The sequence below is a fragment of the Candidatus Nealsonbacteria bacterium genome (assembly GCA_019923625.1).
Lineage (GTDB): Bacteria > Patescibacteriota > Minisyncoccia > Minisyncoccales > RBG-13-42-11 > JAHXGN01.
Genome location: JAHXGN010000006.1, coordinates 16,391 through 27,994 on the forward strand (window position 1 = coordinate 16,391; position 11,604 = coordinate 27,994).

Annotated in this window: 14 protein-coding genes and 1 pseudogene; 7 read left to right on the forward strand and 8 right to left on the reverse strand. The window is 35.2% G+C overall.

The annotated features are described in order from the left end of the window. The 6 genes and pseudogenes from KY055_01280 to mraW form a co-directional block, all read right to left on the reverse strand. Positions 1 to 407, reverse strand: a 407-nt coding sequence (locus KY055_01280) for a SufE family protein (protein MBZ1345260.1), incomplete at its 3' end; no start/stop codon positions are given. 27 nt (positions 408 to 434) lie between these two features. Continuing rightward, positions 435 to 1,558 (reverse strand): annotated as a pseudogene (locus KY055_01285) (aminotransferase class V-fold PLP-dependent enzyme). A 53-nt stretch (positions 1,559 to 1,611) separates the two neighbouring features. Continuing rightward, positions 1,612 to 1,980: a hypothetical protein gene (locus KY055_01290; GenBank protein MBZ1345261.1), complete on the reverse strand. Its 369-nt coding sequence runs from the start codon at positions 1,978 to 1,980 to the stop codon at positions 1,612 to 1,614. A gap of 38 nt (positions 1,981 to 2,018) precedes the next feature. Then, positions 2,019 to 2,438 (reverse strand): NUDIX domain-containing protein, encoded by a 420-nt coding sequence (locus KY055_01295; GenBank protein MBZ1345262.1) that lies wholly within the window; start codon positions 2,436 to 2,438, stop codon positions 2,019 to 2,021. Beyond that, entirely contained in the window at positions 2,435 to 2,977 is a 543-nt protein-coding gene (locus tag KY055_01300; protein MBZ1345263.1) for a GNAT family N-acetyltransferase, read from the reverse strand. Before KY055_01300 ends, KY055_01295 begins: the two co-directional genes overlap by 4 nt. Continuing rightward, complete coding sequence (gene mraW, locus KY055_01305; GenBank protein MBZ1345264.1) at positions 2,967 to 3,167, reverse strand: 16S rRNA (cytosine(1402)-N(4))-methyltransferase; 201 nt, start codon at positions 3,165 to 3,167, stop codon at positions 2,967 to 2,969. The genes KY055_01300 and mraW overlap by 11 nt, the downstream gene beginning before the upstream one ends. A gap of 242 nt (positions 3,168 to 3,409) precedes the next feature. On the opposite strand from mraW, the gene metG reads away from it, so the two are divergent. Next, the gene (metG, locus tag KY055_01310; GenBank protein MBZ1345265.1) at positions 3,410 to 5,134 is read left to right on the forward strand and encodes a methionine--tRNA ligase; all 1,725 of its coding nucleotides are present in this window, start codon (positions 3,410 to 3,412) and stop codon (positions 5,132 to 5,134) included. Here metG and rsmH read toward each other — a convergent pair. Next, complete coding sequence (gene rsmH / locus KY055_01315) at positions 5,131 to 6,069, reverse strand: 16S rRNA (cytosine(1402)-N(4))-methyltransferase RsmH (protein MBZ1345266.1); 939 nt, start codon at positions 6,067 to 6,069, stop codon at positions 5,131 to 5,133. The genes metG and rsmH overlap by 4 nt on opposite strands. A gap of 207 nt (positions 6,070 to 6,276) precedes the next feature. Continuing rightward, complete coding sequence (gene thpR / locus KY055_01320; protein ID MBZ1345267.1) at positions 6,277 to 6,858, reverse strand: RNA 2',3'-cyclic phosphodiesterase; 582 nt, start codon at positions 6,856 to 6,858, stop codon at positions 6,277 to 6,279. A gap of 101 nt (positions 6,859 to 6,959) precedes the next feature. Between thpR and amrS the strand changes: the two genes are divergently transcribed. Genes amrS through KY055_01350 form a run of 6 tightly spaced genes read left to right on the forward strand, consistent with a single transcriptional unit; the run spans position 6,960 to position 11,602 of the window. Then, positions 6,960 to 8,039: an AmmeMemoRadiSam system radical SAM enzyme gene (gene amrS / locus KY055_01325; protein MBZ1345268.1), complete on the forward strand. Its 1,080-nt coding sequence runs from the start codon at positions 6,960 to 6,962 to the stop codon at positions 8,037 to 8,039. A gap of 33 nt (positions 8,040 to 8,072) precedes the next feature. Then, a complete protein-coding gene (locus tag KY055_01330; GenBank protein MBZ1345269.1) occupies positions 8,073 to 8,768 on the forward strand; it encodes a hypothetical protein in 696 nt (231 codons plus the stop codon). Further along, entirely contained in the window at positions 8,765 to 9,775 is a 1,011-nt protein-coding gene (gene rlmN, locus KY055_01335; protein MBZ1345270.1) for a 23S rRNA (adenine(2503)-C(2))-methyltransferase RlmN, read from the forward strand. Before KY055_01330 ends, rlmN begins: the two co-directional genes overlap by 4 nt. 4 nt (positions 9,776 to 9,779) lie before the next feature. Next, positions 9,780 to 10,154, forward strand: a complete 375-nt coding sequence (locus KY055_01340; GenBank protein MBZ1345271.1) for a hypothetical protein — start codon at positions 9,780 to 9,782, stop codon at positions 10,152 to 10,154. Beyond that, positions 10,147 to 10,716 (forward strand): class IV adenylate cyclase, encoded by a 570-nt coding sequence (cyaB, locus tag KY055_01345; protein ID MBZ1345272.1) that lies wholly within the window; start codon positions 10,147 to 10,149, stop codon positions 10,714 to 10,716. Before KY055_01340 ends, cyaB begins: the two co-directional genes overlap by 8 nt. Beyond that, a complete protein-coding gene (locus KY055_01350; protein ID MBZ1345273.1) occupies positions 10,703 to 11,602 on the forward strand; it encodes a sugar phosphate isomerase/epimerase in 900 nt (299 codons plus the stop codon). Before cyaB ends, KY055_01350 begins: the two co-directional genes overlap by 14 nt. Positions 11,603 to 11,604 lie beyond the last annotated feature (2 nt).

Consider the following 11,604-nt stretch of genomic DNA (forward strand, 5'->3'; position numbering starts at 1 on the left):
TAAAGAACAGCATCCTGCTTTATTTTGTTTATTAGTTTCAAAAGATCGCTTATACGAGCAGGCGCACAACTTTCTTTTAGTCCTATTTTGTCAATAAAATACAAATCAGCATTTATAATATCTTCTGGTTTTCGACCGGATAGAGTTCTTTTTAATAAAACAATCATCCCTTTTATTATTACAGAACTACTATCAATATCATAGAAGACCTTTCCATCTTTAAATGTTGAGTAAAGCCATGTTGTTAATTGGCAATCTTTAACCAAATAATCTTTTTTTATATATTTAGAATCCATTGGAGACAAGCTTTTCCCTAATCTAATCAGATGCTTATATTTATCCATCCAGTCGTCAAGATTTTTGAATTCATTAATAATTTCTTCCTCTATCTCTTGTATGGTCATCATTTCTTAGAAATTTTTTATTTATTTTCCCTACCCGAACATTTTTTGAATTTTCTTTAACGCTTCGCAAAAAGAATCTATTTCCTCCAAGGTGTTATAAAAAGTCAAAGATGCCCTAATACTACCTTCAACTTTATAATGGTCCCAAATAGGGTGCGTGCAATGGTGACCGGTACGCACTGCGATACTCATTTTATCTAAAATTATTCCAATATCATAGGGAGGAATGTTGTCCAATAAAAAAGAAAAAATACAAGTTTTGTTTCCGGCGGTACCGTATAATTTTAACCCATCCAAACTCATAAGTTTATTTGTCCCATAATCCAACAGTTTTTTCTCATAATCTTGTATATTATCTAATCCTATGCCTGTCAGATAATCTAATGCTACACCTAATCCAATAGCTCCAATATAATTAGGAGTGCCAGCTTCAAATTTAGCCGGTAATTCAGCGTAGGTGGTCTTTTCAAATGTTACGCGGTCAATCATATCTCCTCCTCCCTGGTATGGAGGCATTTCATTTAACCAGCGTTCTTTTCCATATAAAACTCCTATTCCCGTAGGCCCGTATATTTTATGCCCTGAAAAAACATAAAAATCGCAATCTAAATCCTGAACATCAACGTTTTGATGTTGAATTGCCTGAGCTCCATCTATTAAAACAGGAATGTTATTTTCATGGGCAATAGCCGTAATTTCTTTAACTTAGCGCCTTTTCGCTGGCAGATTATCTGCCAGGGAACAATATTACTATGATGCTCCATTTCAGAAATAATAATCTCATCATTTTCTTTTACGTATAACTCTCCGAAAGAATGGGCCACGGTGTTGATGGAATCCGTAACACCCTTGGTAAAAATTATTTCATGGTTATGTCGGGCATTCAAATAATCTTGAACCTTTTTCCTGGCCAATTCATACATTTCAGTCATTTGTTCGCTTAGATAATGAACCCCCCGGTGAACATTGCTGTTTTGCTCTGAGTGTAATTTGTTTATAGTATCTATAACAACCTTGGGCTTCTGGGTAGTTGCTCCATTATCAAAATAAATAAGGGGTTTTCCATAAACCTTTTGGTTAAGCACCGGAAAATCATTCCTTATTTTTGCTACATCAAAGACGGATATTTTATGGGTGTTTTTTGTTTCAGACATTTTATAGTTTTAAAAATTTGCTTAAAGTGGGCGGGAAAAATCCCATCAACTGTCTAAAAGAGATTTACTCCAAGTTTTTCTTTAATTGCTTCTTTAATCCTTTTAATGTCTTGCTTCATCATGGTAAATTCTTGATCTAATTTTTCCAATATTGCCAAGAATTTATCAATCCGATTAAATAAATTGTTAATAGTGTTTTTGGTTTCTTTGATATCGGGCTTGATTTCGTTTATATCTACCTCTAAGTTTGCTACTTTAACCGTGACATTTGTTAGCTTTTCATCTACTTGGTCAAATCTTTCATCTACTTTGTCAAATCTCTTATCGATCCGATCAAAATCCTCCTTTATTGCATTAGCAAAAAGTTCCACTGCTTCGGTAAAAGTTTCTTTTATATCTTCTTTTTTGAGTGGTTCTGCCATATTTTTCTAATTATATTTTAACTTTCCTAAACATTTTGTCAAATCTGGCTGGTCCAAAATGGTTTTTTATCTTTTAGCCATTTTAAGATGGCTTTAGTTAAGATTTTTGGCAAAACTTTTTCTTTTGATAACTCCTTTTTAGTTTTTAAGAAAAATTGAAGATGGTTTTCCCTGCTTTTGAATTTTAATTTATCTGTTTTTACCTCAAAAACTAGATTAATTTCGTGATGTTTTTCACCGTCTTCGGTGAATAAATGGTCTGAAACGCCAATAAAATTAGATTTTTTAATTTTTAAACCCAATTCTTCTTTTAACTCCCTGTTCAATGCTTTTCTTACGTTCTCGCCAAACCCTAGATGGCCTCCGGGAAAGAAAAAATAATGCTTTCCTATTTTGTTGCAAACCAAAATTTTTCCTTTGTTTTGAATAATTGCTCTAACCAACACTTCAATTTTCATAGTTCCAAAAGCATTATTATTTCATCTAATAGTTTTCCCTTGTATTGAATTTGTTTTGGAATTTTGGCCACTCTCTTAAAACCGAATTTTTTGTAAAAAGAGATTGCCGGTTTATTGATGGGAAAAACGCTCAATCTAATTATTTTTGGCTTTGGTTTTAGTTCTTTTTTGGCCAATTTGATTATTTCTTTCATTAAATATTTTCCCAAACCAATTCCCCGATAACCATTTCTAATAGTAATTCCAAAAATTCCCACATGATTTTGTCGTCCCTTACTTAAATCAATGCCAGTAGTTCCGACAATCTTATCGTCGCATTCTGCCACCAAATCAACAGTTTTGCGGCTTTTAATTTGTTTCACCTCTCCGTTTAACCATTTTTTTTCTTCTTTTAAAGAAAATTTTTTGTTTATCAAAATCTGGTCATTTTTCTTAATCAAAGAATTAGTAAAATCCTGGAATTTTTTAACATTCCTTAAATCCACCTTTGAAAGTTTTTTTATTTTTATCTTTTTACTTCCGAAAATTTTAGTAATCATAATGGCAAATTGATAGTTTTTCTACGGCGCGGAGTTTAGCTCTATCTGATTTTGGATTTTTCTTAATTTCCGAAGAGCCGGCCATAACCGGTTTTTTGGTCAATAATCTGACTATTACTCTATTTTCAGAACTCATAACCCTTGGGTCTTCTTTTTTTAATTTTTTTTCATTAACTGGCCAATTATACACGCCATTTCATTTTAACACAATTTTCTATAAAAATAAAAAGATTGAATTGCGCAATGTAAAGTAGCACCGAAAAGGTATTGATTCGGCAATATAAAATGACACCGAAATATTTAGAGTAAAATGAGATAAAGACAGATATTATTCTCTAATATTGAAAAGAACTATTGAAGCAAATTTTTCCATTCTTAAAAAACCTTGATTAATTTTTAAAAAATCATAATATAGAATTGGCAGACAAAACAATGAACAAAAGAATCTTTATTGGTCTTGCCTGGCCATACGCCAGCGGGTCGCTTCATCTTGGACACATCTCAGCGCTTTTAGGCGGCGATATTCTTGCCCGTTACCATCGCTTAAACAATGATAAGGTGCTCCTTGTTTCTGGAAGTGATTGTTATGGAACCCCCATTGCGGTTGAAGCTGCTGGACAGGGCGTTGAGCCAAGCGAAATTGCCGATAGATATCATCAAGAATTTAAAGACACACTTATTAATGGTCTTAAATTCTCTTATGATATCTATACCCGGACAACAACTGACCATCACGCCAAGGTTGTCCAAGGACTCTTTCTTGATTTGTATAAGAAGGGGTATCTTTATACAAAAACAGAAAAGGCATTGTATTCCCCGTTTTTAGGGCGGTTTTTGCCGGATCGGTTTGTCGAAGGCAAATGTCCTAAATGTGGTTATTCGGACGCTCGTGGCGATCAGTGTGACAACTGTGGTTCACTTCTTGCTCCCCTTGAACTTAAAAATCCTCGCATCAATCCGAAGATTTTACAACAACAAAAAAAGCTTAGAAATGACGATTTTCGCTTAGAAGTTCGTCAATCTGAACATTTCTATTTTAAGCTGTCGTCCTTTGGAGAAAAACTTCAGCAATGGACAGAAGAAAGAAGCGACTCGTGGCGCACCAATGCGCGAACTCTTACCAAGGGCTTGCTTAAGCAAGGTCTTCGTGATCGGGCAATCACTCGTGATACTGATTGGGGTGTATCAATACCGCTGGCTGGTTACGAAAACAAACGGATTTATGTCTGGTTTGAAGCGGTAACTGGTTATCTCTCTGCCAGCAAACTCTGGGCTAAAGAGAAAGGTCAAGCCGATGAGTGGAAGGAGTTCTGGTTAAATGATGATGCTGTGCATTATTATTTTCATGGAAAGGATAACATTCCATTCCATACCATAATTTGGCCAGCCATTCTTTTAGCACAAGGTAATCTCCATACGCCAGACCGTATTGTTTCCTCAGAGCATTTAACCCTTGAAGGGAAACAATTCTCTAAAAGCCGATCTTGGGCAATTTGGCTTCCAGATTTTCTTGAGGCGTTTGACCCAGAAACTCTACGTTTTTTCCTGACTGTAAACGGCCCGGAAACCAGCGACGCTAACTTTGTTTGGACCGAATATGCCCAATTAGTTAACGGCGAACTAATCGCAACATTTGGCAACCTGGTGAACAGGGTGCTCTCTTTTAGCCAAAAGGAGTTTCCAAACGGACTTCGGTTGGCTGTTTCTCTTGATCAAGATTCAGGGAAACTTTTAGGTCTAACCGAGAGGTCTTTCCAGAAAATTGGAGGGCTGATTGAAAAAGGGAAATTTCGATTAGCCTGGATGGAAATTCGGAATGTTGCTGAGCACGGCAATCGTTTTGTAGACAAAAAAGCTCCCTGGAACAAGGTTAAAGACAAAGCAAAACGAGATGAACTTGAAACAGACCTTGCTGTGCTTAGCCATACGATTCAAAGCTTGGCTATTTTAGTCAATCCGTTTCTTCCTGTCACATCAGAACGGATTCTTGGTTTCTTTGGGGTAAATCAGGATAAAATTAGATGGAAATACCCTGAGCCACAGAAAACGCAAAGGATTAACCACCTGAGGCCGCTCTATCAGAAGATAGAGGAATCTGAGATTGAAAAGCAAAAAGAGTTGCTCAATAAATCCAGAGATAGGGTTAATACTGGTTAAATTGATAGTTTCTCTACGGCGCGGAGTTTAGCGCTATCTGATTTTGGGTTTTTCTCAATTTCCGAAGAGCCGGCCATAACCGGTTTTTTAGTCAATAATCTGACTGTTGGTTTTTTATTTTCCGCTATTAACGACATATCCTTGAACATTCTTTTAACTATTCTGTCTTCAAGAGAATGAAATGATATAATTACTAATCTGCCGCCATTTTTTAGCGCGGCTACGGCTTTGGGAATCGCTTCTTTTAGGGCGGGCAATTCCTGATTCACTTCCATTCTAATGGCACGGAAAACCTTACTGGCATAATGACCTTTGATTCTGCCAAAGCGATATTTCGGAGGCGTTGATTTGCGGATTATCGCTAATAAATCGTTTGTTGTTTTTATTGGTTTTACTTTTCTTTCCAAAACTATACGTTTGGCAATACTTCGGGCATAAGATTCTTCTCCCAGTTTAAATAAAATATCTCTTAATCTATCTTCCGGATACTCATTAATAACGTCGTATGCCGTTAATTTCTGAGAAAGGTCCATTCTCATATCCAAAAGAGCATTGAGATTTTCGTTTTTTTCGCTAAAACTAAAACCCCTATTCGGGGTTTCTAATTGATAAGTTGAAATACCCAAGTCAAATAAAATACCATCTACTTCCTTAACAGCTAACTTATCAAGAATATTATCTAATTCTCTAAAGTTGCCATAGGCGTAAAAAATTTTATTTTCATATTCGGCTAATCTATTTTTAGCTCTTTTTATGGCTTCAATATCTTGGTCTATGCCGATAATCTTGCCATTTGGTCCCAATAAAGAAGCAATCAACCTGGTATGTCCTCCATCTCCCAAAGTAGCGTCTATGTAAATACCGTTTTTCTTGGGTTTAAGAAACTCAACAACCTCATTGGGCATCACCGGAATATGTTCGGATTTGTATCCCATTTTTTTTTATGAGCCGATAAGCAGGGGGCTTGTTTTCGTTAACCAAAATAACAGCTGTTGTCTGCAGGGTCTGGATATTGGCTGTTTTCATAATTATTATTTAATTTATTAATTATTCCTCTCTTTTTATTACAAAGTGGCTAATTTCCCTTAAAAAGATTATTCCATTTATTTTTGGGCACCGTTAGCTTGGATTTCTAACGGGATTTATTTTTTTAACGGACATGATTCTAAAATTGTATAATCGGGGCCGCCTCTTTTTAATTGACTTTCCATCACTTCAATAGAGTTTACTTCAAAACACGGACATGATTCTAAAATTGTATAATCGGGGCCGCCTCTTTTTAATTGACTTTCCATCACTTCAATAGAGTTTACTTCAAAACTTAAATCTATTTCTTCATTTATTTCCGGCCTTTCTTCTGGTTCAATTTGCCTGAATTCCCAAGTTTTGATTCTGCCCAAAGTAATATGAGGAGAAATATTAAGTTCTTTAATCTTTTCTCCCATCACCCAGACCATTCGGGGAGGAATTTTTTTTGGGGGACCGTAACAGACCTTATTTAAATGAACGGAAAAAGCTTTTTTCTCCGAGGCTATTTTTCTTATTTTCTGGCAAAGTTCAATTAACTCTTCGTCAGTTAGATAACCCAGAAACTCCAAGGTGATGTGCAAATTTTCCGTTTTTGTCCAACGGCAAGGCAGCTCTGGCCACTTTGACTGAAAGGAGCTTAGCTCCTTTTTTATATTTTCCGGTAAATTTATGGCAGTAAAAATTCTATGGCGCATGTTCTTTCACCGCCTTCGGCGGTTCAGTCAAGTTAAAAATTAAAAGCGAAAAATTAAAAATTACGATTGAATTATATCATTATTTAAGATAAAATTAAAGTATGAAAAAAGAAGCTCATCTTTATAAGAAATTAAAGGATAAAAAGGTTTACCCTGTTAAATCCCGCAAAGCGGGTGCTCTACCTTTGGTAGAGCAATTTAACAGGGTGAAATGCCAAAATTGCGCTCATTGCTGCGTTATTTTACCGGGGAAAAGAGGAATTTGCGGGGTGAGAGAAAATATTGACGGAAAATTGTATGCCTTAAATTACGGTAAGGCCATTGCCTGTCACATTGACCCTATCGAAAAAAAGCCATTTTTCCATTTTTTGCCGGGAAGCCACTCGTTATCAATAGCCACAGTTGGTTGTAATTTCGTCTGCCGGAATTGCCAAAATAGTGACATTTCCCAGGCGCCAAAACCAGATAAGCCGGTTTTAGGTGAAGATTTGCCGCCAGAAGAAATTATTAAAATTGCTTTAAAAAATAATTTACCCAGCATATCATACACTTATACCGAACCAACGATATTTTTAGAATATGCTTTGGATACGATGAAATTGGCAAAAAAAGCAGGCTTGAAAAACAATTTTGTTTCCAATGGATTTATGAGCCCTGAATCGGCAAAATTAGTAATCCCCTATCTTGATGCTATTAATATTGATGTCAAAAGTTTTTCCGAAGAGTTTTATAGAGAGGTTTGCGGGGCGCGGCTCCAACCGGTTTTGGATACTGCCAAATTAATGAAAAAATCAGGCGTTTGGACGGAAATAACAACCTTAGTAATTCCTACCCTTTCAGATTCAGAAAAAATGTTTAGGGATATTGCCAAATTTATTAAAGAAGAATTGGGCCCTGAAACGCCCTGGCATATCAGCCGATTTTCCGGCGCTATTTCCTGGAAATTGCAGCATTTACCGGATACTCCGGTAGAAACTCTGAAAATGGCTTGTAAAATTGGCAAAGAAATGGGCTTAAAATATATCTATACCGGGAATGTTCCCGGTCTGCCTTCGGAAGACACCTTTTGCCCAAAATGCAATGCCTTAGTAATTAATAGAACGGGTTATGTTATTTCCCGTTATGACAAAAGCGGCCAATGTCCAAAATGCGGAGAAAATCTGGATATTATCATTAAATAATTTCTATTTTCTAGATTCTATATTCTAAATTCTATGATTATTTTCGCTTGTATTTCCCCCCATCCGCCAATATTTCTTCCCTCAATAGGTTCAAAAAAAGACAGAAAACAAGTAAAGAAAACCATTGAAAGTTTGAATAGTTTGGCTAATAAATTAAAAGAATCAGACCCGGATTCAATAATAATTTCTGCCCCTCATCCAGATTGGGGCATAAAAGTGCCATTGCACTTTTTAATATCAAATATCAAAAATCAAAAATCAAAAATACAATTTAAAATTCAAAATTACCAAAATCCAGCCAATGTAATAGTTGAATTATTTGATAACCCAACCATTTACCCAGTCCTTACTACTTTTGATTCGCCGTATCAGCATTTTGAGTGGGGTAAAAAACTTTATTTGAAAATTGAAAATTTAAAATTGAAAATTGCCCTCATAGCAAGTGGTGATTTATCGCACTGCTTGAGGGCTGATGGCCCATATGGATTCCACCCCGATGGTCCGAAATTTGATAAAGAATTAATAGAATCTTTAAAGAAAAAAGATATTGAAAAAATTTTAAAATTGGACGAATTGTATCCCGGGGCTGGAGAATGCGGATTGAGGTCTTTTTGCTTTCTTTTAGGAATTTTAGAGGCCTCGGGTCTTAATTGGCAACCAGAAATTTTGTCTTACGAAGGCCCCTTCGGCGTCGGCTATTTAGTAGCAAATCTCAAATTAAAATTATGAATTTGATGAAAATTGCAAAAGTTCTAGAAAAAGAACCAATTTTTCGCTTAAAACAGGTTAAAAAGGCAATTTTTTTTGATTTGATTGAAAGTTGGGATAAAGCCACTACCCTACCCAAAAATTTGCGCCAGAAGTTATCAGAAAATTGTCCGCTTCAAGAATTAAAAGCAGAAAAAACTCTAACCTCAAAAGACGGCGAAACCCTTAAAGTCCTTTTTAAATTAAAGGATGGTCTAAAGATTGAGTCAGTTTTAATGAAACATGAAGATGGTCGCCGAACAGTTTGCGTTTCTTCCCAAGTTGGTTGCTCTATTGGTTGTCGGTTTTGTGCCACTGGTCAGCGAGGTTTTAAGAGAAATTTATCAAGTTCAGAAATAATTGACCAAGTTTTATTTTTTGCTAGATTATTAAAAAAAACAAAAGAAAAAGTGACCAATGTTGTCTTTATGGGAATGGGAGAGCCCTTTCTAAATTATGATAATGTTTTAGGGGCAATAAAAATTTTAAATGATAAAGAGGGATTTAATCTGGGCGTGAGACACATTTCTATTTCAACCGTTGGCATCACCGAAGGAGTTGAAAAATTAGCCAAAGAAAAATTACAGGTAAATTTAGCCATCTCTCTTCATGCTCCAAATAATGAGTTACGGGCACGATTGATGCCAATAAATAAAAAATATCCCATTGAAAAGATTTTAGCTGCGGTTGCTGATTATATTAAAAAAACAAGAAGAAAGGTGATGTTTGAGTATTTAATGATAGATAAGGCTAATGATTCCCCAGAGCAGGCAAAAGAATTGGTCAAACTTTTGAAAAAAACACTATATTTTGTTAATCTTATATCGTTTAATCCCATTGGCCACGCAGAATTTAAACCATCTCCCGGCTGGAAAATTAAAAAGTTTAAAGAAATTTTAGAAAAAGCTGGCCCAATTGTCACCCAGCGCTATCGCTTTGGTCGAGAAATCAAAGCCGCCTGCGGCCAATTAGCCGGAGAAAACAATTAAATGTATGGAATTTGTTGTAAAAGGACCATTTAAAGATAATATCTATAATTTAATGCGAAAAGCCGGTTATCATTTTCAGAGTAAAATCGAGAGAGAAGGAGAATTGGCTCTTACCAGACCGCCAAGAGGTTATCCCAGATTTCATCTTTTTGTGAGAGTTGAAGGTGAAAATTTAATTTTTAATTTACATTTAGACCAGAAAAGACCAATTTACCCCGTTAGAAGTCCGTCCCGTTGTGAGCGGGACGGCAGACGCCTGAGGCGTCTTACTTCTAGCGGGGTTTACAAAGGCGCGCCGGCTCACGCCGGCGAATACGACAGCGAAGTTGTTGAAAAAGAAGCCGGAAGAATAAAAGAAATTTTAGAAAAACATGCATAAAGAGGTTGAACTTCAAGTTACAATAAAAAATTCAATTAGTGTTGAAAAGAAACTCAGGAAAGTTGGGAAATTTATTAAAACTAGAAGGCAAGTTGATAAGTATTTTGTGCCGCCACAGAGAGATTTTTTCGAAAGAGAACCATATATTGAATATTTACGAATCAGATTTGAAAAAGAAAAAAATCATTTGAATTACTCTTTTTTGCACTTTGGAAAAGATGGCTGGTTAAGAGTAACAGATGAGTATGAAACTTTCATTGATAAACCTAAAATTGTTGAAGAAATTTTCAAAAAGATTGGACTAATTCCCAAAGTGACGGTAATTAAAACTCGAAAATATTTTGATTGTAACAATTTTGAGGTAATCTTAGATCAAGTTAAAGGTTTAGGAAATTTTATGGAAATTGAAGCAAAAAAGAATTTTGGCGGTATACAAAAAACCAGAAAAGCCTGCTTAGATTTTTTAAAGAAACTAAATATCAAATATGAAATGCAAGCCCAAATGGGCTATCCCCGAATGCTATATCAAAAATTAAAAAAGAAAAATAATGCTAAAAATTAAGGAAGTAAAACCAAAAATAGGATTTATAGGGTCAGATAGGCAGAGTATTTTAAAAGATTTGAATTTTGCAATTAAAAATGGATTTGATTGTTATGAAATTCAGGCCGTTAAAGAACCAAAAGGCGAAGTAGATTTTAATTTAAAACCAGTAATAATTAACCAAGTAAAAAAGATTTCAAAAGAAAATAATATTTTCTTAAGTCTGCATATCTCTCATTTCGTTTCCCTTTGTAGTGCGAATCATGAAATTTCAAAAGAGGCCCTTGAATTTGCCAAAAAGGAAGTGATTTTGGCGAAAGAAGTCGGAGCTAAACAAATCACAATTCATGGCGGCACTAAAGATACCCAAAACAACGAAAATACGGTTGCTAAAAATTTCGAAATTTTAATAAAAAATTTAAAAGAAATAATTAAATTAAGCAAAGAGTTCAGAATAAAAATCGGTTTAGAAAATGCATTTGACCCTTCACGATTATGCAGAAAACCAGAGGATTTATTAAAAGTAGTGAATTCAGTAAACCCCGTTAGAAAGGGCAAGGGCAGCGGATTATATACAACATCCCGACCGTCCCAAGGGGCGGGGCTTTCTAACGGGGTAAAAGGATTGGGAATAACTTTTGATATCGGCCATGCAAATGTCATAAATTTTGATCCAATCGAATATTTCAGAAAAGTCAAAAAATTTGTCATTAACATGCATCTACATGATAATGATAGTATAACTGACCAACATGTTTTATTTGGAGAAGGAAATATAGATTTTAAGACGTTATTAAGAGAATGTAAAAATTCAAATTATTATGGGCCATTTATATTTGAAGTATTTCCTCATGAGAATGTTTTGAAAGCAAAAGAAATTTTTCTTAATCTCTGGAATCAAATTTAAAC